The 21,639-nt window shown below is 69.3% G+C and carries 18 protein-coding genes; 13 read left to right on the top strand and 5 right to left on the bottom strand.

Annotated elements, in window-relative coordinates:
* Positions 1 to 12: 12 nt before the first annotated feature.
* Positions 13 to 2,811, bottom strand: a complete 2,799-nt coding sequence (locus tag AB0M51_RS37230; RefSeq protein WP_344190882.1) for a S8 family serine peptidase — start codon at positions 2,809 to 2,811, stop codon at positions 13 to 15.
* 220 nt (positions 2,812 to 3,031) lie between these two features.
* Here AB0M51_RS37230 and AB0M51_RS37225 point away from each other — a divergent pair, with 220 nt between their 5' ends.
* From AB0M51_RS37225 to AB0M51_RS37195, 7 genes are all read left to right on the top strand, one after another.
* On the top strand, positions 3,032 to 4,963 hold the full coding sequence (locus tag AB0M51_RS37225) for a glycoside hydrolase family 43 protein (protein ID WP_344190884.1): 1,932 nt from the start codon (positions 3,032 to 3,034) through the stop codon (positions 4,961 to 4,963).
* Positions 4,964 to 4,999: 36 nt separating this feature from the next.
* Positions 5,000 to 6,055, top strand: coding sequence for a LacI family DNA-binding transcriptional regulator (locus AB0M51_RS37220; RefSeq protein ID WP_344190886.1), 1,056 nt, complete (start codon positions 5,000 to 5,002; stop codon positions 6,053 to 6,055).
* Between the two features lie 117 nt (positions 6,056 to 6,172).
* A complete protein-coding gene (locus AB0M51_RS37215) occupies positions 6,173 to 7,093 on the top strand; it encodes a sugar ABC transporter permease (protein WP_344190888.1) in 921 nt (306 codons plus the stop codon).
* Positions 7,090 to 7,932: a carbohydrate ABC transporter permease gene (locus tag AB0M51_RS37210; protein ID WP_344190890.1), complete on the top strand. Its 843-nt coding sequence runs from the start codon at positions 7,090 to 7,092 to the stop codon at positions 7,930 to 7,932. The genes AB0M51_RS37215 and AB0M51_RS37210 overlap by 4 nt, the downstream gene beginning before the upstream one ends.
* A gap of 14 nt (positions 7,933 to 7,946) precedes the next feature.
* Positions 7,947 to 9,299, top strand: a complete 1,353-nt coding sequence (locus AB0M51_RS37205; RefSeq protein ID WP_344190892.1) for a sugar ABC transporter substrate-binding protein — start codon at positions 7,947 to 7,949, stop codon at positions 9,297 to 9,299.
* Between the two features lie 25 nt (positions 9,300 to 9,324).
* Positions 9,325 to 11,055 (top strand): beta-galactosidase, encoded by a 1,731-nt coding sequence (locus AB0M51_RS37200; RefSeq protein ID WP_363752988.1) that lies wholly within the window; start codon positions 9,325 to 9,327, stop codon positions 11,053 to 11,055.
* The gene (locus tag AB0M51_RS37195) at positions 11,055 to 11,771 is read left to right on the top strand and encodes a sulfite exporter TauE/SafE family protein (RefSeq protein WP_344190896.1); all 717 of its coding nucleotides are present in this window, start codon (positions 11,055 to 11,057) and stop codon (positions 11,769 to 11,771) included. The genes AB0M51_RS37200 and AB0M51_RS37195 overlap by 1 nt, the downstream gene beginning before the upstream one ends.
* 39 nt (positions 11,772 to 11,810) lie before the next feature.
* Here AB0M51_RS37195 and AB0M51_RS37190 read toward each other — a convergent pair whose 3' ends face one another.
* Positions 11,811 to 12,608: a nuclease-related domain-containing protein gene (locus tag AB0M51_RS37190; RefSeq protein ID WP_344190898.1), complete on the bottom strand. Its 798-nt coding sequence runs from the start codon at positions 12,606 to 12,608 to the stop codon at positions 11,811 to 11,813.
* A gap of 75 nt (positions 12,609 to 12,683) precedes the next feature.
* The gene (locus AB0M51_RS37185) at positions 12,684 to 14,060 is read right to left on the bottom strand and encodes a nucleobase:cation symporter-2 family protein (RefSeq protein WP_344190900.1); all 1,377 of its coding nucleotides are present in this window, start codon (positions 14,058 to 14,060) and stop codon (positions 12,684 to 12,686) included.
* Between the two features lie 108 nt (positions 14,061 to 14,168).
* Here AB0M51_RS37185 and AB0M51_RS37180 point away from each other — a divergent pair, with 108 nt between their 5' ends.
* The 5 genes from AB0M51_RS37180 to AB0M51_RS37160 all read left to right on the top strand — a co-directional run bounded on the left by AB0M51_RS37180 (position 14,169) and on the right by AB0M51_RS37160 (position 18,944).
* Entirely contained in the window at positions 14,169 to 14,549 is a 381-nt protein-coding gene (locus AB0M51_RS37180; RefSeq protein ID WP_363752983.1) for a VOC family protein, read from the top strand.
* Positions 14,549 to 15,403 (top strand): RNA polymerase sigma-70 factor, encoded by an 855-nt coding sequence (locus tag AB0M51_RS37175; RefSeq protein ID WP_344190904.1) that lies wholly within the window; start codon positions 14,549 to 14,551, stop codon positions 15,401 to 15,403. Before AB0M51_RS37180 ends, AB0M51_RS37175 begins: the two co-directional genes overlap by 1 nt.
* A 39-nt stretch (positions 15,404 to 15,442) precedes the next feature.
* Complete coding sequence (locus AB0M51_RS37170; RefSeq protein ID WP_344190906.1) at positions 15,443 to 15,790, top strand: DoxX family protein; 348 nt, start codon at positions 15,443 to 15,445, stop codon at positions 15,788 to 15,790.
* A gap of 42 nt (positions 15,791 to 15,832) precedes the next feature.
* Positions 15,833 to 17,038, top strand: a complete 1,206-nt coding sequence (locus AB0M51_RS37165; RefSeq protein WP_344190908.1) for an ROK family protein — start codon at positions 15,833 to 15,835, stop codon at positions 17,036 to 17,038.
* A 115-nt stretch (positions 17,039 to 17,153) separates the two neighbouring features.
* The gene (locus AB0M51_RS37160) at positions 17,154 to 18,944 is read left to right on the top strand and encodes a 5'-nucleotidase C-terminal domain-containing protein (protein ID WP_344190910.1); all 1,791 of its coding nucleotides are present in this window, start codon (positions 17,154 to 17,156) and stop codon (positions 18,942 to 18,944) included.
* A 76-nt stretch (positions 18,945 to 19,020) separates the two neighbouring features.
* Here the strand turns inward: AB0M51_RS37160 and AB0M51_RS37155 are convergent, their stop codons facing one another.
* Positions 19,021 to 20,058 (bottom strand): tellurite resistance/C4-dicarboxylate transporter family protein, encoded by a 1,038-nt coding sequence (locus AB0M51_RS37155; RefSeq protein ID WP_344190912.1) that lies wholly within the window; start codon positions 20,056 to 20,058, stop codon positions 19,021 to 19,023.
* A gap of 47 nt (positions 20,059 to 20,105) precedes the next feature.
* Between AB0M51_RS37155 and AB0M51_RS37150 the strand changes: the two genes are divergently transcribed.
* Positions 20,106 to 21,074, top strand: coding sequence for an AraC family transcriptional regulator (locus tag AB0M51_RS37150; RefSeq protein WP_344190914.1), 969 nt, complete (start codon positions 20,106 to 20,108; stop codon positions 21,072 to 21,074).
* On the opposite strand, the gene AB0M51_RS37145 is transcribed toward AB0M51_RS37150, so the two are convergent.
* A complete protein-coding gene (locus tag AB0M51_RS37145) occupies positions 21,026 to 21,592 on the bottom strand; it encodes a helix-turn-helix domain-containing protein (protein WP_344190916.1) in 567 nt (188 codons plus the stop codon). The genes AB0M51_RS37150 and AB0M51_RS37145 overlap by 49 nt on opposite strands.
* Positions 21,593 to 21,639 lie beyond the last annotated feature (47 nt).

The following is a 21,639-nucleotide window of genomic DNA, read 5'->3' as shown; positions in this document are numbered from 1 at the left end:
TTATATCCGGCCTCAGCCGACGGTCAGGATCCTGTTCGGGGTGAACGCCTGGGCGTGGTCCGCGTCGGCCGGGAACCACACCCGGTAGACGAGTTGGCCGCGGGTCGCAGGCTTGATCCCGAACGCGTACGCGCCCGACGTGCTCAGCTTCACCGAAGCGATCGACTTCCATGCCCGGTTCACGTACTGCTGCAGGTAGACCGGTTTGCCGTAGTGCGCCGGCGCGACGTACCCGCTGAACTTGGCCGCCTGCCCGAGGCGGATCGACGTCGGTGCCAGCGTGGCCGAGATCGTCGGCGCGACCTGCACGGTCAGGTCGACACTGCGGGTGCCCATCAGGTCGCCGTTGCCCGGGAACGTCATCATGAACACCGACGAGGTGAGCGGCTTGTACGCGTAGCTGACCGTCCCGGTCGAGGTCGTCTTCAGCGCCGCGAGCAGCTTGAACGTCGACGAGTTCTTCGGCCGGACGTACAGGTTGACGGGCAGCCCGGCGTACGCCTTGTTGTCGATCCGGACCGTGCTGCCGCGCAGGGTGAGCGTGCCGCCGTAGTTCAGCGAGGCCGCCGAGGCGCTGATCGTGGTCCTCATCCCGAGCAGCTGCGACACCGCGACCGGGCTCAGCTTGCCGCCGCGGTCCTTCGCCCAGGCGGCGTACGTGTACGTGACGCCCTGCGCGAGCCCGGTGTTCTTGTACGCCGCGGCGGTGCCCGAGTACACGAGCGTGCCGGTGGTCGGCGCCGGGACCTGGCTGCCCGAGTTCCGCCGTACGACGATCTGGTCGAGGTCCGGCAGCGCCGGGACCTTCCAGGTCAGGGCGGCCGCCAGGTAGGCGCCGCTCGCGTCGAAGGTCAGCTTCGGCGGCGCGGCGTCCAGCGTCGAGAACACACTGGTGAACGGCTCGAGAGCAGTCCCGTCGGCCTCCTGGACGCCGTCCACGGAGATCCGGTACGGCGTGTTGTCGAGCAGCGCCGCCGACGGGGTCAGGACGGCCAGCCGGTTCTCCGCGTCGTACGCGACCGTGGCGCCGATCGTCGCGCCGGTCTTGCCGTTCCGCAGCCGCACGGTGGTGGCGTTGACGCTGCTCGCGACGACGTCCCGCGCGAACGTGACGCTCGGACGGGTGTCGAGCCCCTGGCCGCTCGCGAGGTCCGGCGGCGACACGTCCCGCACCGGGTAGTCGATGCCGGGCTTGGTGCTGCCGGTGTCGGTGTCCTCGACGGTCAGCGTGTACGGGCGGGTGTCGCGGGAGCCGTTGGCGTTCCGGACCGCGATGAAGGTGCTGCCGGCCGGCGCGCTGACCTTGGTCGACGCGGTCAACGGTCCCCACTTCGGGCCGCCGGTCGCCGGGTCGGTCGCCGGGTACGGCGTCACCGCGGACACGAGCGACTTCAGGTTGCCGTCGTACAGGTCGATCCGCGGGCCGAAGTTCAGCGCGTACTTGTCGCCGTTGAACTCCGGGCCGGTCAGCGAGACGCTCAGGTTCCGCGCGGCGGAGCTGACCACCTCGTACCAGTCGGTCTCGCCCTCGGTGCTGATCGTCGTGGTGATCGAGCTCGACAGCGGGATCGCGCGCTCCGGGGAGTCGTTCAGGTCGATCGAGCCCATCGGGAAGTCCGCGGCCCAGCGGCCGCCGAGCGCGGCGTACGCGTCCAGCATGCCGGCGCCGAAGTACGGGTCGGCCCCGCGCGGTCCGGCGTCCCGGGCGTACGCCTTCAGCCGGGCCTCGAGCTGCGCCGGGGTGAACCCTGGCCACTTGTTCTTCACCAGCGCGGCGACACCTGCCACGATCGGCGCGGCGCACGACGTACCGCTGCACAGCCAGTACGGCGACTGGCTCAGGTTCCGCGCGCCGGTGGTGACGATGTCCCAGCCCGGGGCGGCGAGGTCGACCCAGTCGCCGTACGAGCTGAAGTCGGTGAGCACGCCGCTCGCGGTGGTGGCCCCGACCGCGATCACCTCGGGGTACGCCGCCGGGTACTGCGCGACGTCGCTGCCGTCGTTGCCGGCGGCCGCGACCACGATCACGCCCTTGGCGACCGCGCGCTTGACCGCGTCGTGCAGGACCGGGTTGTCACCGGGGTTCGCGATCGAGATGTTCAGCACGGTGGCGCCGTGCGCGACCGCCCAGTCGATGCCCTCGACCAGGTCCAGGTCGTTGGCGATCCCGTTGGAGCCGGCGACCTTGACCGGCATCACCTTCGAGCTCCAGCCGACACCCGCGACCCCGGCGCCGTTGTTCGTGCCGGCCGCGACGATGCCGGCCACCATCGTGCCGTGGCCGTTGTCGTCGACCGGGTTCGGCCGGGTGGTCGAGACCGCGTTGTACCCGGCGACCAGGTGCCCGGCGAGGTCCGGATGGCCGGCGTCGATGCCGGTGTCGAGGACCGCGACGATCTGGTTTCCGGTGGACTTCGAGACGTCCCAGGCCTGCGGCACCCGGACCGTGTTCAGGTACGCCGCCTGGCTGGAGGCGAAGTACGGGTCGTTCGGGACCGCGGCGACCTGCCGCCGGTAGTTCAGCGAGGCGAGCTCGACCGTCGGGTCGGCCTTGGCCTTCTTCAGCAGGTCCCGCGCGGGCAGGTCGCCCTTCACCTCGACGACGTCACCGGAGGTCTCGTCGACCGCGCCGAACTTCGACGCCGCCGCCTTCCGCGCCGACGCGGTGGCCTTGCGCTTGAACTTCACCAGCACCGTGTTCGGCTCGACGTCCGCGACGGACGCGGCGTGCCGCGCGAACCCGGGCCGGTGCAGCCCCGGCTCCGCCGCCGACCCGGAGGACCCGGTCACCGCGACCAACGAACCAGCCACCAACGCAGCCGGCAGCCCCCACCGCAGCAGCTGAACAGGACGAACCGACACAACGCCCCCCAGATCGAGAGTTACGAACGCGGGGAGTATGTCAGAGGTCTGCGCCGGAATCCTCCCCGCCGCGATGTCAACACCTGCAACACGCGTTCGGGTGGCGCGCGGCGGCCGCCGCCCCGACTCTGTTCACGTAAACATTCCTGGTGGCAACCGAGGAGCAGATGTGCACAGGACTCGGATGGTGATTGGTGCGCTGCTGGCCGCGCTCGGCCTCAGCTTGTTGGTGGTGCCCATGAGTACCGCGGCGCCGGACGGCTCGTTCCGCCCGGGGCAGCCCTGGCTCGACACGAGCGGGAAGGTGATCCAGGCGCACGGCGGCCAGGTCGTCACCGCGAAGGACGAGGACGGCCGGCGGATCTACTACTGGTACGGCGAGGACCGCAGCAACGGGTACTACAACAGCCCCGGCGTGCACCTGTACTCGTCGTACGACCTCTACAACTGGAAGGACGAGGGGCTCGCGCTGCGGGCGATGAGCTCGGTCGACCAGTTCGACAACGACAAGTACTTCGCGAAGCTGTACAAGCACTACACGCCCGCGCAGCGGGAGATCGTCTGGCGGGACCTCTCGACGAACAACGTCCGGACCGACGGCTGGGCGACGTCGTCGATCCTCGAGCGGCCGAAGGTCATCTACAACAAGGCGACCGGCAAGTGGGTCATGTGGGTGCACTCCGACGGGCCGTCGTCGCCCACGAGTACGTCGAACTACGCGCGGGCGGAGGCCGGCGTGGCGATCGCGGACTCGCCGAAGGGCCCGTTCCGCTGGATCGACTCGTACCGGCTCGACCACGTGCCGAGCGACTCGGTCCCGTGGTGCGGCAGCGGGTCGTCCTTCGACCCGGCCGGCGGGATGGCGCGGGACATGAATCTCTTCGTGGACGACGACGGTACGGCGTACATCATCTACTCGTCCGAGGAGAACCGGACGATGTACATCTCCAAGCTGAACAAGTCGTACACGTACCTGTCGGCGCCGCCGGACCAGGCCGTGCAGGGCAAGGACTTCACCCGGACGCTGGTGTGCAACCAGCGCGAGGCGCCCGCGATGTTCAAGTCCGAGGGCACGTACTACCTGCTCACGTCCGGGGCGACCGGCTGGGACCCGAACCCGCTGCACTACGCGACCTCGCAGAACATCCTCGGCCAGTTCACCGACCGTGGCGTGCCGATCACCGGGGCCGGCGCGGCGACGACGTACCAGTCGCAGAGCACCAACGTGATCACGCTCGACGCCAAGCAGAACAAGTTCCTGTTCATGGGCGACCGGTGGACGCCGAGCGACCTCGCGAACGCGCCGTACGTGTGGATGCCGATGAGCTTCGGTGAAGGCGGCTCGCTGACCGTCGGGCCGGACACCGAGTGGTCCTTGGGCGACCTCACGCCGTACACGCGGTGGACCGTCACGAGCACCATCCCGGACCACGTCTGGCTGAACGACGTCAGCAACCTGCCGTCCTCCGTCACCGTCACCACGGCGCGCGGGTCTGGGCAGGTGGCCGTCAGCTGGGATCCGGCGAGCGTCTCCCAGGCCGGACCGGCGAGCCTGCGCGGCACCTTGGCGGACGGCCGAACCTTCACCCGCTCGGTCGTCGTCGTACCGCACGGCTTGCGGTACGCCGTGAACGCCGGAGGCACGGCCACGCCCGACTGGGCCACGCTGGCCGCGGCCGGCGGGCCACTCCTCAACTCCACCCCGGAGCAACCGCTCGGCACCGACCCCACCACCGGTACGACCTGGGGCTACACCGGCTCCAGCGCTCCGTCCGGAACCGGTGATCTCTACACCACGCTCCGCTACGCCAAGAACCACGAGCCGCTCGTCTACACCTTCGGCGGCCTCGCACCCGGAACGTACACCGTCCACGCCGGCTACTACGACCCGTGGCCGTGGGCCAACCGAGCCGCCCAGGTAACCGTCAACGGCACGGTCGTCGACAGCCAACGCCTCTTCACGGCAACCGGCGTCGCCGCCTCCTACGGCGGAATCACCGTCGGTGCCGACGGCAACATCACCGTGACGATCGCCCCCACCCGCTCCCCCGACATCCAGGTCAGCTGGCTGATGGTCTCCCGCGACAGCTGGGCGGGGTGACCCGCCCCGTCGCACCCAACTACTTATATTGATCCCATGTCGAACCAGGCCAAGCCGTCACGTCGCGGAGTCAAGGGGCATCCGAAGTCGGGCCCCTCGATCGGTGACGTGGCGCGCCTGGCCGGGGTCTCGGCGCAGACCGTCTCCCGCGTCTCCACCGGCGCCGACCCGGTCCGCCCGGAGACCAAGGAACGCGTCCTCGACGCGATGCGCGAGCTCGGCTACACCCCCAACCACGCCGCCCGCGCGCTCCGCCGCGGCAACTTCCGCTCGATCGGGCTGATCGCGCACCAGGTGATCCGCACCGGCGAGTCCAAGACCATCGAGGCGGTCATCGAGGCCGCCCGTCGCGAGGGCTACTCGGTCAGCCTGGTCGACGTCGAGACCCCGTCCTCGAGCGACGTCAGCGACGCCGTCCAGCAGCTCAACCACCAGGCGATCGACGGCCTGATCATCATCCGCGCCGAGACCGCCACCCCGACCGCGCTCGCCCTCCCGCCGACGCTCCCGGTCGCGGTCTCGGACTCCCGGTTCATCGGCCACCACCCCGCGATCGGCGCCGACCAGGCCGGCGGCAGCAGGGCCGCCGTACAGCATCTCCTGGACCTCGGTCACAAGACCGTCCACCACCTCGCCGGACCGGACGACTCCGGACCGGCCGACCTGCGCGCCACCGCCTGGCGGCAGACCCTCGAGGAGGCCGGCCGCAAAGTTCCCGCGATCCTCCGCGGCAGCTGGTCCGCGGACTCCGGGTACGAGCTCGGCAAGCTGCTCGCGAAACGCAAGGACGTCACCGCGGTGTTCGCCGCGAACGACGAGATGGCGTGCGGCCTGATCCACGCGCTGCACCAGGCGGGCCGCGCCGTACCGCAGGACGTGAGCGTCGTCGGCTTCGACGACATCGACCTGGCCGAACACTTCTGGCCGCCGCTGACCACGGTCCGCCAGCAGTTCCAGCAGATCGGCAACGAGCTGGTCGAGCTGATCCTCCGCCAGCTCCGGCAGCGCGCCCCGCTGACCGACTTCCACGGCACCGTGGCCGCGCCGCTGATCGTGCGCGAGAGTACCGCCGCGCCGCGCAAACGCCGCTGATTCCTAGATCACATCGTCCGGCGATCCCGCGCCTCTAGACATGTTCACGTAAACAAGCTAGCGTCCGGCTCAGATGTTTGCGTAAACAGAAACGAACAGAAACGGAGGTCGACGGACATGGCGGAGTCCGTGGCCCAGCAGCTGGTGGTCAAGGCTGCGACCCGGCGGAGGCGGAAGTCGAAGGACGGCAAGGGCTGGCTGTTCGTCGGCCCGTTCCTGGCCGTCTTCGCGGTCACCTTCCTGGCCCCGATCGGGTATGCGATCTACCTCAGCCTGTTCCGCGAGCAGGCGTTCTTCGGCGGTCGCACGTTCGTTGGCCTGTCCAACTACACGGAGGCGCTGCAGGACCCGAAGTTCTGGGAGTCCTTCGGCCGGGTGGCGATCTTCCTGGTGGTCCAGGTGCCGGTGATGCTGGTCCTCGCGCTGCTCGCCGCGCTCGCGATCGACAGCGCGCGGCTGCACGCGGCCGGCTTCTTCCGGATCGTGATCTTCCTGCCGTACGCCGTGCCGGGCGTGGTCGCCGTGCTGATGTGGGGCTACATCTACGGCGACAACTTCGGCCTCGCGGCGAACCTCAACGACCTGCTCGGCACCGCGCTGAAGCCGTTGAGCGGCGGCTGGATCCTGCCGTCGATCGCGAACATCGTCACCTGGGAGTTCGTCGGCTACAACATGCTGATCTTCTTCTCGGCACTGCGCACCGTCCCGGGTGAGCTGTACGAGGCGGCCGCGATCGACGGCGCCGGGACGTTCCGGACCATCCTCGCGGTGAAGCTGCCGGCGCTGCGCGGAGCCATCGTGATCGCGACGATCTTCTCGATCATCGGCAGTTTCCAGCTCTTCAACGAGCCGAACATCCTTCGCACGCTGGCGCCGAACGTGATCAACACGTACTACACGCCGAACATGTACGCCTACAACCTCTCGTTCGCCGGGCAGCAGTTCAACTATTCCGCCACCGTCGCGATCGTGATGGGCGTCATCACCGCGATCATCGCGTACGTCGTCCAGCTCCGCGGCTCCCGGGAGGCGCTGTGAAGACCAAGCGCTCCAAAGTACTGACCGGTGTGATGGTCCTCTATCTCCTCTACACGATCGTCCCGCTGCTCTGGTTGTTGCTCAGCGCAACCAAGACCCAGGACGACCTGCTGTCCACGCCCGGCCTGTGGTTCGGCAAGAGCTTCGCGTTCTTCGCCAACATCAAGGACACCCTGACGTACGGCGACGGGATCTTCCTGCGCTGGTTGGGCAACACCGTCCTGTACGTCGTGGTCGGCGCCGGCGGGGCGACTCTGCTGGCGACCGCGGCCGGGTACGGGTTGGCGAAGTACAAGTTCGCCGGCCGCCGCGCGGTGTTCGCCGTACTGCTCGGAGCGGTCGCCGTACCGGGGACCGCGCTCGCCGTTCCGACGTTCCTGATGTTCTCGAACCTCGGGCTGACGAACACCGTGTGGGCGATCATCATCCCGTCGCTGGTCAGCCCGTTCGGCCTGTACCTGATGTGGGTGTACGCCGCCGACGCGGTCCCGCCGGAGCTGCTCGAGGCGGCCCGGATCGACGGCGCCGGCGAGGTCCGCACGTTCTTCACGGTGGGGCTCCGGCTGCTCAGCCCGGGCATCGTCACCACCCTGCTGTTCGCGATGGTCTCGACCTGGAACAACTACTTCCTGCCGCTGATCATGCTCAGCAAGCCGAATCTGTACCCGCTCACGGTCGGGCTCACCCAGTGGAGCAACCAGGCGACCGGAGTGGGCGCCCGCCCCATCTACAACCTGGTGATCACCGGATCGTTGCTGACCATCGTTCCGCTGGTGATCGCCTTCCTGCTACTCCAGCGGTTCTGGCAGTCCGGCCTCTCCGCAGGCTCGGTCAAGTGAAAGGCAACAACAAGATGAAGGTACATCGGTGGGGCATCCGGCAGCTGGTGGTTGCCGGAGCCGCGGTCACGGCCCTCGCGGTCGTCGCCGCCTGCGGTGGCGGATCCGGCAACTCGGGCGGGTCGAGCAGTACGAGCACAGGATCGGCTGACGCGGTCGACGCGGCGCTCAAGGCCGGCGGTGAGCTCACGTACTGGAGCTGGACGCCGTCCGCGCAGGCCCAGGTCGCCGCGTTCATGAAGCAGTACCCGAACGTCAAGGTGAACCTGGTCAACGCCGGCACCGGCAACGACCAGTACACCAAGCTGCAGAACGTGATCAAGGCCGGCTCCGGCGCGCCCGACGTGGCCCAGGTCGAGTACCAAGCGCTGCCCCAGTTCGCGCTGCCGGGTTCGCTGGTCGACCTGAACCAGTACGGGTTCTCGCAGTACGAGTCGTCGTACACGGCGTCCACCTGGGCGTCGGTGCACGCGGGCAGCGGGCTGTACGGGCTGCCGCAGGACTCCGGGCCGATGGCGCTGTTCTACAACAAGGAGGTCTTCGCCAAGTACGGGATCGCCGTACCGAAGACCTGGGACGAGTACGTCGCCGCGGCGAAGAAGCTGCACGCCGCGAACCCGAAGGCCTACATCACCAACGACTCCGGCGACGCGGGGTTCACCACCAGCATGATCTGGCAGGCCGGTGGTACGCCGTTCAAGACCGACGGCAACAACGTCACGATCAACCTGCAGGACGACGGCACCAAGAAGTGGACCTCGACCTGGAACCAGCTGGTCCAGGGCGGCCTGGTGTCGAACATCCCGGGCTGGACCGACGAGTGGTACAAGGCGCTCGGCGACGGCACGATCGCGACGCTGCCGACCGGTGCCTGGATGCCCGGCGTGATGGAGTCCTCGGTGAAGGCCGGCGCCGGCAAGTGGGCGGTCGCGCCGATGCCGACGTACGACGGCCAACCGGCGACGGCGGAGAACGGCGGCAGTACCGAGTCCGTTCTCAAGCAGAGCAAGAACCCGGCACTCGCGGCGGCGTTCGTCCGCTGGCTGAACCACGACGAGGGCGTCAAGACCTTCCTCGCCAGCGGCGGCTTCCCGGCCACCACGGCCGACCTCAAGGACCCGGCGTTCGTCGGCAAGGCGAGCGCGTACTTCGGCGGTCAGAAGATCAACGAGGTGCTGACCGGCGCCGCCGACTCCGTCGTCAAGGGCTGGACGTACCTGCCGTACGAGCTCTACGCGAACAGCATCTACGGCGACACCGTCGGCAAGTCGTACCAGTCGAAGTCCGACCTCAACACCGGGTTGAAGGCCTGGCAGGATGCCTTGGTGACCTATGGCAACCAGCAGGGCTTCCAAGTAAACGGCTGACCGCCCCGACCTGAAACGAGATCCCGTGCCTGACTTCACGATCGGCGCATCCGACTTCCTCCTGGATGGCCGCCCGTTCCAGATCATCTCCGGTGCACTGCACTACTTCCGGGTGCATCCGGACTGCTGGGCCGACCGGATCGCGAAGGCCAGGCAGATGGGGCTCAACACGATCGAGACCTACGTCCCGTGGAACCTGCACAGCCCGCGGCCCGGTGAGTTCGACACCGCCGGGATCCTCGACCTCGGCCGCTTCCTGCGCGAAGTGGCCGAGGCCGGGATGTACGCGATCGTCCGCCCCGGCCCGTACATCTGCGCCGAGCTGGACAACGGCGGGCTGCCTCCCTGGCTGCTGCGCACGGAGGGTCTCGGCGTACGGCGGTTCGAACCGCAGTACATGGCGGCGGTGACACGCTATTTGCAGGATGTGCTGGCGATCGTCCGGCCGCTGCAGATCGACCGGGGCGGCCCGGTGCTGCTCGTCCAGGTCGAGAACGAGTACGGCGCCTTCGGTGACGACCAGACCTACTTGAAGGCGCTGACCGAGGTGATCCGGGGTGCGGGGACGACCGTGCCGCTCGTCACCGTCGACCAGCCGACGGACGAGATGCTCAGCGCTGGCGGGCTGGACGGCGTACTGCGGACCGGATCGTTCGGATCCCGGGTCGCGGAACGGCTGGAGACGCTGCGCAAGCACCAGCCGACCGGGCCGTTGATGTGCATGGAGTTCTGGGACGGGTGGTTCGACTACTGGGGCGGACGGCATCACACGACCTCGGCGGCCGACGCGGCGGCCGCGCTCGACGCGCTGCTCGCCGCGGGCGCTTCGGTGAACATCTACATGGTCCACGGCGGGACCAACTTCGGGCTGACGAGCGGGGCTAACGACAAGGGCGTGTACCGGCCGACGGTCACGTCGTACGACTACGACGCACCGCTGGACGAGGCCGGGCATCCCACGGAGAAGTACTTCGCTTTCCGGGACGTGATCTCGCGGTATGCGCCGGTGCCCTCGTCGGTGCCGTCCGCGGCTTCGCCTGCCCCTGAGTTCAACGTTGCATTGGCGGATCCGGTCGGACTGCTCGCCTGTCCCGGCGGCACGTGGTCCGAGCACGACCAGGTGCCTTCTCTGGACGAGCTCGACGCACGGCTGGCGATCTTCCGGACCGAGCTTCGGCTGGGCGGTCCGGCGTTGCTGACCTTCGGCGAGATCCGCGACCGGGTGCAGGTGTTCCTCGACGGCGCGCCGGTCGGGATCCTGGAACGCGAACGGCACGAGCGCTCGCTGATGCTCCCGCATACCCGCGGCCGGCTGGAGTTGGTCGTCGAGGACCAAGGGCGGGTCAACTACGGGCCGCGGATCGGCGAGGCCAAGGGGTTGATCGGTCCCGTCCTGCTCGGCGACGTCGAGCTGCACGACTGGTCGGTGTGCGGCGTCGAGCTGGACCGGGTCCCGCAGCTGTGGCAGGCGACCCCGTCGGCCGTGGCCCCCGGCCCCACCGCGTGGCGGGCGACGTTCGAGCTGGACACCCGCACCGACCTGTTCCTCCGAATCGATGCCTGGGGCAAGGGTTACGCCTGGATCAACGGCTTCAACCTCGGCCGGTACTGGCGCCGCGGTCCCCAGCAGACGCTCTACGTCCCAGGTCCGCTGCTGGTCGACGGCCCCAACGAGCTCGTCGTACTCGAACTCGAGACCCTGGAGCCGACGGCCGCCTTCGCTGCCGGCCCGTGGCTCGGCTACACCGACCTGTAGTGGAGCTGCTGGTTCTCGGGGGCGTCGTCCTGCTCGGCGCCTTCGTACAATGGCTGACCGGCATGGGTTTCGCACTCGTGTCGGTCCCGGCGCTGGTGATCGTGCTCGGCCCGGCGCACGGCGTCACCTTCGCGAACTGCGCCGCCGGCGTCGTCTGCGTACTCGGTCTACTGCGCGGCTGGCGTTACGTGCGGTTGGGCGCGATGGTTCCGCTGATCGTCGCGGCCGCCTGTACTGCGCCCCTCGGCGCGTGGTTCGCCCGCGCGCTTCCGGCCCCGGTCCTCCTGCTGGTCATGGGCGCACTGGTCACCGCCGCGGCCGTCGTACTCCTGATCGGCCTGAGAGTCCCTGCTCTGAAAGGGCTGGCCGGCGCCCTCACAGCCGGCGCCACCGGCGGCTTCATGAACACTGCCGCCGGCCTCGGCGGTCCCCCGGTCTCGCTGTACGCCGTCAACGCCAACTGGACCATCCGGGAATTCGTCCCCAACGCCTTGTTCTACGGCGCGATCGTCAACGTCTTCTCGCTCTTCACCCGAGGCATCCCACCGCTGCGGGCATCCGAGTGGCTCGTGTCAGCCCTCGCCCTACTCACCGGCGCCACCCTCGGCTCCTTCCTCGCCCCACACATCCCCAACCCCACCGCCCGCCGCCTGGTCCTCCTCCTCGCCCTCGCCGGCGGCCTCACCACCGCCGCCAAAGGCCTCACCACCCTCTGACCCCACCCTTTCCGGAACAAATCCGCCACATAACGCCAACTATCTTCCGAAGACCCCCGGAAGGTAGGCCCAGCCCGCGAGCAGGACACCGACCACGGGGATTGTTGCTAGGAGCAACCGCCTGCGACGGGCCCGGCCGTACTCGCGGTGGAGGCGGTCGAACTGTGGGTGCCGGTTCAGGTCGGCGTCGTCGTCCGGGTGCGCGCGCCAGGTGGTCGCCGTACCGACGACTCCCAGCACCGCCTCGAGTTGCTGCCCGGTGAGTACCGGCGGGCGGCGCTTCAGCCAGCGCACCAGCGCGCCCGCCTTTATCACGTGTACGCCGATCGGCGGGGCCTTCACGGTGAACGACGCCGACCCGAGCACAGCGACGACGGCCTGGACGGGCACCGGCCAGCCAACAGCGTTCCCGAGCAGCCGCGCAACCCGTTGCGCCTCGGTCTGGCTCTTGCGGATGTAGCCCTGCCGCTGCCCACCCACCAGGAAACCATGCCCCGCGACCCAGACCCGCTGCCCGGGATGGTGCTTGGTGTTGACCGTGAACACGCCGGCTTGGCCGACGATCAGGTGATCGATGTCGGTGTCCCCTCCGCCGATCGGAAGCGCATGCAGCACCGTCCACCGCGGACCGAGTCTCCGCAGCATCCGCCCCACCTCGAGCTCACCGAGCGCGCCCGAGTACCAACTCTTGCCGGCGTCCGTCACCGGCGAGCACCCCACCAGCCGCGCTACCGCACCGCGGTTCCGCAGCATCCCCGGCCGTGACAGCAACGCGTGGATCACCGCATGCCCGGGCGCACGCGCCCACAGGTCGACCCGCGAATCCTCTGCCTCCATCGATCCCCCCACAGGAAAGGTGGTCCCCCCGACCACAGATCCTGATGGTGACACGCAGTAACACCGTGGGGAAGGTCAGGACTCCGAGGGGAGGGTGGTGCCGCGTTCGTCGGGGGCGGCGGCGAAGACGGAGGGCTTTTCTTTCGACAGGGCTTGCCAGCGGTTGAAGAACAGGTTCAGGAGTACGGCGGTCACGGCCGCGGCGCTGATGCCGGAGTCGAGGACCACGCCCACGCCGGCAGGGAACTTGTCCCAGAAGTGCGGGCGGGCGATGGGGACGAGACCCATCGCGACGGCGACCGCGACGACCACCAGGTTCAGGTTGTCCTTGTACTCGACGCGGGACAGCGTACGGATGCCACTCGCGGCGACCGAGCCGAAGAGGACGATGCCGGCGCCGCCGAGCACGGGTGCGGGGATCGCGGCGACGACCCGGCCGAAGATCGGGACCAGGCCGAGCAGGACGAGGACGCCGCCGCCGACCGCGACCGTGAACCGGGACTTGATGCCGGTGATCGCGACCAGGCCGACGTTCTGTGCGAAGGCGCTCGCCGGGAACGCCCCGAAGACCGGGGCGACCGTACTGGACAGCATGTCCGCGCGCAGCCCGTTCGCCACCCGCCGGTGGTCGACCGGGGTCTCGACGATCTGGCCGATCGCGATGATGTCCGCCATCGTCTCCGTCATGATCACGAAGACCACGATCGTCATCGCGACGATCGCGCCGGTGTCGAACACCGGCGTACCGAGCCCGAAGATCGGCGGGAACGAGACGATCTTGCCGTGCGGTACGGCGGAGAAGTCGGCCTTGCCCCACGGGACGGCGACCAGGGTGCCGACGATCATCCCGATCAGGATCGACAACCGGGACACGAACCCCTGGAAGACCCGGCTGATCACGAGAATCACCAGCAACGTCAGACCGGCGAGCGCGATGTTGCCCGGGTTCCCGTAGCTCTTCGCGCCGACCCCGCCGAGCGCCCAGTCGAACGCGACCGGCAGCAGCGACACCCCGATCACCGTGATGATCGACCCGGTGACCACCGGCGGGAACAGCTTCACCAACTGGGCGAAGAACGACGACGCGACCACGCCGATCACCCCGGCGACGAGGATCGCGCCGAACACCGGCCGGACGCCGCCGTGCGAGGCGATCGACACCATCGTCGACACGCTCGCGAACGAGATCCCTTGCACGATGGGCAATCGGGCACCGAACGGTCCGAGTCCCAACGACTGCAGCAGCGTCGCGAGGCCGCTGACGAAGATGCCGGCCGTGACCAGCAACCCGATGTCCTGCGCGGACAGCCCGGCCGCACTCCCGACGATCAGCGGCGGCGCGATCAGACCGCCGTACATCGTCAGGATGTGCTGGGTGCCGTAGACGACCAACTGCCCGAAAGGCAGGCGTTCGTCCTCGGGGCGGGCGGGTGCAGGGGTGGTGGATGCCATGCTGCCTCCAACGCTTTTCCGCTCTACGGAAAGAAGATTCCGAACAGCGACAGAGTGACACAGCCCCCACGCGTCGTCAACGGTTTGTTGAAGCTTAGGGTGACGCGCATGAAGGTGAACCGGCTGGATCATCTGGTGCTGACGGTGCGGGACCTGGACGCGACGGTCGACTTCTACCAACGGGTGCTGGGAACGCAGGCCGTCACCTTCAAGGGCGGCCGCCACGCCCTCACGTTCGGCACCAGCAAGATCAACCTGCACCAGGCCGGTCACGAGTTCGAGCCCAAAGCAGCTCATCCCGCGCCCGGCACCGCCGACCTCTGCTTCGTCGTCGACGACCCGATCGATCAGGTGCGGGCCGAGCTGCGTGCACAGCGCGTCGAGATCGAGGAAGGTCCGGTCGAGCGGACCGGCGCGACCGGCCCGATCCTGAGCGTCTACGTTCGCGACCCGGACCAGAACCTGATCGAGCTCAGCAACTACCTGTGATGGACCGTTTCGCCGAGCATCGGGGGTTGCTGTACGCCGTCGCGTATCGGGTGCTCGGCAGCGTGGCCGACGCGCAGGACGTCGTCCAGGACGCCTGGTTGCGTTGGAGCAAGGTGGATGCCGACTCGGTGCAGGACGTCGAGGGATATCTCGTCCGGGTGGTCACCCGACTGGCGATCGACCGGTTGCGGAGCGCGGCGGTCCGGCGGGAGTCGTACGTCGGACCGTGGTTGCCGGAGCCGATGATCACCTCCCCCGACGCGGCCGACGACGTCGTACGGGCGGACGCGGTGTCGACCGCCGTACTACTGGTCCTCGAGGCGTTGTCGCCGACCGAGCGGGCCGTGTTCGTACTCAACGAGGCGTTCGGTTACAGCTACGCCGAGATCGCCGACATCCTCGACCGCCGGGTCGCCGACGTCCGCCAGCTCGCACACAGGGCGCGGAAGGCGGTCGCCGCCCGGCGACAGCGGTACGACACCGACCGCGGCACCCAGCGACAGGTGACCGAACGCTTCCTCGCCGCCTGCGAGAACGGCGACGTCGAAGCGCTGATGGCGGTCCTCGCACCGGACGTCACGTTGATCAGCGACGGCGGCGGACTCACCGGCGCACCGCGCAAACCCGTCGTCGGGCCGCTGTCCGTGGCGCGGGCATTCCTGGTCGGATCGAACCGTCGCCCGATCGGCTCGCAGTACGCGATCGAAGAGCTCAACGGCGCGCCGGGCATCACGATCCGGTCGGCGGACGGTCCGGTGCTCGCGATCACGCTGCACCAGGTCGACGGCGCCGTACGAACGATCCATGTGGTCAGCAATCCGGAGAAACTCGGCGGACTGTCACATCCGGCGTAGCTGTCTCGTCCGTGAGGCACCCCTACGGATGGAGATCTCGTGCACGTCGCCTACCTGGCCACCACCTTGCTCGCCGCCGCGCTCACCGGCAGCGCGGCAGTCGCGAACCTGATCGGCCACAGCTACCCGAAAGCCCAGGCCGATCTGGTGCACGTCGACCACAAGTGGATCGTCCCGTTCGGCCTCCTCCTCGGCGCGGGCGCGGCCGGTCTGCTGGCCGGGATCGCCGTACCCACGCTGGGCCTGCTCGCCGCGGCCGGCCTCGTCCTGTACTTCCTCGGCGCACTCGCCGCCCACCTCCGCGCCCGCGCGCTGAGCCTCGCGCCCTGGTCCCTGTACTTCCTGACCTGCACCGCCGCACTCGTCACCACGCTGCTCTACCGCTGAGCGGCGCGAGGTGCGGGCGGGGCCGTTTATGCTGGGCCGATCATGGGGTCGGACGGGGCGGATCAGCCGCGGTTGCGGCAGCTCAACGAGCGGGCGGTGCTCGCCGCCGTGCGGAGCGCCGGGGAAGCGCGGGTCGCGCAGATCGTCGAGCAGAGCGGGCTCGGGCGTACGGCCGTCGAAGAAGTGCTGGCCAGCCTGGTCGAGCGCCGGTGGCTGGTCGAGGAGAGTCCGGCGATCCGCGGTCGCGGACGGCCGGCGCGGAGCTACCGGTTCCGGGCCGAAGCCGGGTACGTCGTCGGGCTCGACATCGGCGCGCACTCCGTTCGCGGCGTACTCACGGACCTCGACGGGCGGACGCTCGCGAACACCCGGCGAACCGTCACTCCGGAAGCACCGCGGGCGGTACGACTCACCGCCGCGGAGGAGGTGATCGCCGCCTGCGCGGCCGCGGCGCGAGTGCCGGTCTCGAAGGTGTGGGCGGTCGGCGCCGGTACGACGGGACTCGTCGACCCGACGGGCACCGTCGTCCGGGCGAACGCCATCCCCGACTGGGCCGGCACCAACCTGACCACCCACTTCGCCACCCGCCTGGTGGTAGCCGACAACGACAGCCAGCTGGCCGCCCTCGCCGAACAACGCCGGGGCGTCCCAGCAACCGACGCCATGCCGGCGGCCCACGCTGCCACCCCCGACGTCCCTCCGAGCTCCGGCGGGCCTGCGGACATGGTGTTTCTGCACGCGGGGCGACGGACCGGTCTTGCGCTGGTCCTGGACGGGAAGTTACGGCGCGGAGCGTTCGGAGCGGCTGCTGACATGTCGGCGTTGAAGGGTGTTGCCTGGGAGGCAGCGCTCGGGTACCTGCACGCAGTTGTGCCGGACGCCGTACCGACCGTCGACAAGGCCGAGCGGGCGTTTGCCGCCGCGCGTGCCGGGGATCGGGCCGCGCGGGCCGCCGTGCGGAAGTACGCGCAGGCGATGGCGGTAGCGGCGGCGACAGCGATCGCGATCGTCGATCCGCGCGTGCTCGTCCTCGGCGGCGCGTTCTCCCAGGCGGCCGACGTACTGCTCGAACCGCTCACCGCCGAGCTCGAACGCGTCTGCCCCCGGGTCCCCGAAGTACGAGCCTCGGCGCTCGGCGCGCTCTGTGTCGCACTCGGTGCCGCCAGTCTTGCTCTGGACGCGCTCGACGAGCGTCTCCTCACTCCCACCCGCGGCCCCCTCCCCCAGTTGGCCGCCCGCAGTATCTGAGTTCCGCCTTTGTTCAGCAGGGCGTTGACGGCCATCCGATCTCGCGGCTTAATAATGTCGGAAAGAGGCAATAATGCGCAAGAACGCGCATCCCCTGCCAGGAAGTAGGTTCGCTGTGAACAGTCGGATCCGCCGCCGGACGTTCCTCACCGCCACCGGAGCCCTCGCCACCGCCACTGCGGTCGGCGACGTCGCCTACGCCACTCCGCACGCTCTCGACGACGCCCCCGAATACGTCGACGTACAACTGCTGAACATCACCGATCTGCACGGCTACCTGCAGCCCACGACGCCGAGCCAGGGCAGCGTGATCACCGGCGCCGGTGGCGTCCAGGTGACGGTCGGCGGCGTCGGGTACCTGGCGACGCACCTCAAGCAGCTCCGCGAGGGCCGGAAGAACTCGATCTTCTTCTCCTCCGGCGACAACTTCTCCGGCTGGCCGTTCGAGGTCGACGCGCACGCCAACGAGCCGACCGTCGAGGCGCTCAACGCTCTGGGCCTGCAGTTCAGCACGGTCGGCAACCACGAACTCGACCACTCCGTGAGCTTCCTCGTCGACCACATGGAGCACGGCGTGCCGTACCCGGTGAACGGCCGCGACGACAACTTCGTCGACTCGACCGGGCACAAGTTCCGCGGCGCGAACTTCCGCTTCTACACGGCCAACATCGTGTACGCCGACACCGGCCGGACGATCGTCCCGCCGTACAACATCGAATGGGTGGACGCCGGGCACGGGCGCAAGCTGCCCGTCGCGTTCATCCACCTCACGGTGATGGACACGCCGACCGGTTCCACGTCGTACCAGCCGGGGCTGAAGGCGCTGTCCGACGTGGCGCAGGCGAACAAGCTGGCCGCCCAGCTGAAGGCGCGCGGCGTCAACGCGATCGTGATCAACATCCACGACGGCGGTGTCGCCGGCAACGACTACAACGCCGGCACGAACCCGTCCGGGCCGGTCTTCCAGCTGGCCGCGAACGCCTCGCCGGACATCGCCGCGATCGTCACCGGGCACTGGCACTGCCGGTTCAACATGATGGTCCCGGACCCGAACGGCGTGCCGCGCCCGGTGGTCGAGGCGGGCAACCACGGCTCGCTGATCAACGAGATCAACCTCAAGCTGGACCCGCGCACCGGCGAGGTGATCCGCGAGCTCACCACCTCCACGAACCATGCGAACACCCGCGACGTACCGGTCGACGAGGAGCTGCAGGACATCGCCGACTACTGGACCGCGAAGGGCCAGAAACGGTACGCCACCCCGCTCGCGAAGGTCACCGGCGACTTCACCCGGACGGCCAACGCGTCCGGCGAGAGCACGATGGGCAACCTGGCCGCGGACTTCGCGCACTGGGACGCGAACCAGCACGGCCAGGCCGACCTCGCGCTGATCTCGACCAAGCCGGTGTCGGGGTCGAACGCGCTCACCGGTGACCTGTTGTTTGCCAAGGGCACCAATGCGGCCGACGCGGACGGAACCGTGCTGTTCGGCGAGGCGTGGAACGCGTTCGGGTACGGCAACCCGATCCTGACCGTGACGCTGCCGGGGACCCAGTTGCACGCCGCGTTCGAGGCGCAGTGGGTGCCCCAGGCGAACGGGACCGTGAAGTTCGCGCCGTTCGCGGTGTCACAGAACGTCAGCTACAGCTACGACACCGGCAAGCCGATCGGACAGCGGGTCGACCCCGCAAAGGTGCTCATCGACGGCCGGCCGCTCGACCTGAACCGGAACTACCGGGTCGCCGCGCTCGCGTACACGCTGATCGGCGGCGACGGTACGACGGTGTTCACCGGCTTCACCGATCCGGTCCGCAACGACCGCGACCACGAGGGCTTCATCGCGTACCTGCGGGCACACCCGGTGCTCACCCCGTCCACGCTCGACCGCGCACGTCCGGTGAGCTGACGGCGGACGCCCCACAGCAGGGTCGGCGGCGTCACGCCGCCGACCCGGACCTCTCGGTCGGTCCGTCCGCCGATCGTCACCTGCCCGCGGACCGCACGAGCGTCGACACCAGCCGCCGTACCATCATCGCGAACACGGCGAGCCAGGCCGCGAACGCGACCCACAGCTCCCAGCGCCCGACCGCGCCCACCACCGGGAGGTCGTCGGCGCGGCCCAGGTAGATACCGGCGACCGCGTACATCCCGAGCGGGAAGACGATGCTCCACAACGTCGCGTCGTACACCAGCGGGATCCGGTGCCGCACGTGCCGCCACCAGCCGGCCGCGACCAGCGCCGGGATCAGCCAGGTCGCGAAGCCCCAGAACACCACCGCCAGCCCGGCGATCAGGTGCCGGGTCGCCGCGACCATCGGCGCGTCGGCCATCTCCACGATCCGCGCGCCGGCCAGCACGGTGATCGACAGCGCCCCCATCGACACCCAGTACGGCGCCGTCAGGTCGGCCGGCTTCACCTCGTACAGCATCAGCCGGAGCGCGACGAAGATCCCGGCCGCGCCGTACAGGAACACCCCGACCGACCACGAGACCACGGCGAGTACGGCGAGTTCGCGGCGTCCGGCGCCGACGACCGGCTCCACCGTCGCGGCGGCCACCGCCACCGACTGGCTGGCCACCACCCAGACGAACCAGGTCCCGTTCGCGGTCACCAGCACCGGGCGCTCGGCCCGTCCGAGCACGGCCGTCCACGGCACGACGTACCCGAGCACCAGCCACGCCAGCCCGGCGACCAGCAGCAGTACGAGCGTCGCCGTCGGCACGCCGGCCAGCCCGAGCCGCACGCCCAGAACGTTGATCCCGGCAACGAACGTGAAGAACCCGAACGCCCGCCGCGGATCCAGGAAGTCGTCGGCCAGCGCGTCCCGGTACCGGACCAGCCGCCAGCCGTTCAGCACCAGCAGTACGACGAACGCCGCCGCGCAGATCACCAGCAGGGTCCGCGAGAGCAGTACGAAGCCCTCGAGGCTCATCCCCACCGAGACGATGCCGGTGCCCATCACCAGCGCGAAGTACGCGGGCGGGAGCCCCCGGACCGCTGACCGCACCCCATCGTCCACCCTCGTGAGTCTGTCACGTCTCGTATTTGCTCGTGTATGACTACGTCATGACACCAGCTCCGGGTGGCGTGCAGCGGGAGACTGTGCGCAGTACCGGCCTCGAGGCGACGGTCGACCTGCTCAACCAGATCTACCCGAACCGCCTACGCCTGGTCGGCCGAACCCGGGACAACGGGTCGCTGGCCCTCAGCACCGCGGACCACGGCGGAGTCGGCGCCGATCGATGCCGGATGGAGATGCGGTTCGACGCGCTCACCGATCCATGGCGGGACCTGAACGCGATCTGGCTGGTGAAGGGCCGGCTCCGCCTCGGTGACCGGACCGGCGAGCACACGCTGACCGCGGGCGACAGCTTCCTGTACTCGGTCAAGGACGTGATGCGGTTCCACCCCCAGCCGCTGGAACTGGTCGTGGTCCGGGTGGGCCGGGCGGACGTGGAGCGGGTCGCGTCACGGCACTTCGGCGCCGTACCGCCGGATCTCTGGCCGGTCGCGAGCCGTCCGGTGTCGCGGGCGATGAACACCCACTGGCAGGTCCTGTCCGGCTACGTCCGCAAGACGCTGGCCGCGGCGCCGTCGGTCGCGGAGCACCCGCTGATCGCCGGGCAGTTGCTCGAGTACGTCGCCTCGTCGATGCTCGCGGTCTTCCCGAACGCGACCATGCAACTGTCCCGCGTGCCGTCACCGGGAGCCGTCGGTACGGCGACCCTGCGCCGGGCGGTCGCGTACGTCGACGCGAACGCGGATCAGCCGGTCACCGTCGAGGACATCGCGACCGCGGCGGGGACGAGTGCAAGAGCGCTGCAGTACGGGTTCCGCCGCCACCTGGAGTGCACACCTCGCGAGTACCTGCGCCAGGTCCGGCTCGAACGCGCGCACCGTGAACTGCAGGAGGCCGGCCCCGACGCCACGGTCGCGGCGATCGCGCTCCGCTGGGGCTTCACGTCAACCGGTTGGTTCACCCGGCATTACCGGGCGGCGTACGGGTGTTCGCCGGGCGAGACGCTGCGCCGCTGAGCGAGGACCGACGCGACCTCGTGCCGGTACACCGGGCGGGCCACGTCGCACGTGTGGGTGAGATGCCGGTTCCGCAGCATCCGCTGGACCTCGTCGAGCTCGACACCGAGCGCGGTCGCGGCCGTCGACAGCGTCAGCCAGCCGTCGCGCAGCTTGGCCAGCACCTCCACGTCGTCGCGGCGCAGCGGCAACTCCTTGCCGTGCGCCGTCAGCAACCCGGCGGAGATCAGCCGCCGTACGCCGGTCTGGCCGAGGCCGAGGACCTGACCGGCCTCCGCGACCGACATCCACTGGTCGAGACCTGACTGGACCACGTCGGACAGCAACAGCCGGCGGTGCGCCCGGGACCGGGCCGGCAGGTGGCCGGCGCGGACGAGTCCGGCGACACGCTGCGGCGAAACGCCCAGCAGGACCGCGGCCTGCGCGGTCGTGATCAACGGATCGTCGACCATCAGCGGCTCGCCGAGCAGCTCGGTCAGCCGCGTCCGGTAGTCCCGTATCAGCTCCCCGGCCGCCATCGCATCCCCTCCCGGTCCGTGTCCGTCACGAGCCACGACACGGGTCC

Source organism: Kribbella sp. NPDC051137 (genome assembly GCF_040682535.1).
Taxonomy (GTDB): domain Bacteria; phylum Actinomycetota; class Actinomycetes; order Propionibacteriales; family Kribbellaceae; genus Kribbella; species Kribbella karoonensis.
The sequence above is the reverse complement of the archived record's forward strand: the minus strand, read 5'-3'. Positions and strand labels throughout refer to the sequence as shown.

What these genes read in the sequence shown, in the direction of transcription:
- AB0M51_RS37220 (WP_344190886.1), top strand. Translation starts at nt 5,000, where the DNA reads ATGTCGAACCAGGCCAAGCCGTCACGTCGCGGAGTCAAGGGGCATCCG.
- AB0M51_RS37215 (WP_344190888.1), top strand. Translation starts at nt 6,173, where the DNA reads ATGGCGGAGTCCGTGGCCCAGCAGCTGGTGGTCAAGGCTGCGACCCGG.
- AB0M51_RS37205 (WP_344190892.1), top strand. Translation starts at nt 7,947, where the DNA reads ATGAAGGTACATCGGTGGGGCATCCGGCAGCTGGTGGTTGCCGGAGCC.
- AB0M51_RS37190 (WP_344190898.1), bottom strand. Translation starts at nt 12,608, where the DNA reads ATGGAGGCAGAGGATTCGCGGGTCGACCTGTGGGCGCGTGCGCCCGGG.
- AB0M51_RS37185 (WP_344190900.1), bottom strand. Translation starts at nt 14,060, where the DNA reads ATGGCATCCACCACCCCTGCACCCGCCCGCCCCGAGGACGAACGCCTG.
- AB0M51_RS37180 (WP_363752983.1), top strand. Translation starts at nt 14,169, where the DNA reads ATGAAGGTGAACCGGCTGGATCATCTGGTGCTGACGGTGCGGGACCTG.
- AB0M51_RS37175 (WP_344190904.1), top strand. Translation starts at nt 14,549, where the DNA reads ATGGACCGTTTCGCCGAGCATCGGGGGTTGCTGTACGCCGTCGCGTAT.
- AB0M51_RS37165 (WP_344190908.1), top strand. Translation starts at nt 15,833, where the DNA reads ATGGGGTCGGACGGGGCGGATCAGCCGCGGTTGCGGCAGCTCAACGAG.
- AB0M51_RS37150 (WP_344190914.1), top strand. Translation starts at nt 20,106, where the DNA reads ATGACACCAGCTCCGGGTGGCGTGCAGCGGGAGACTGTGCGCAGTACC.
- AB0M51_RS37145 (WP_344190916.1), bottom strand. Translation starts at nt 21,592, where the DNA reads ATGGCGGCCGGGGAGCTGATACGGGACTACCGGACGCGGCTGACCGAG.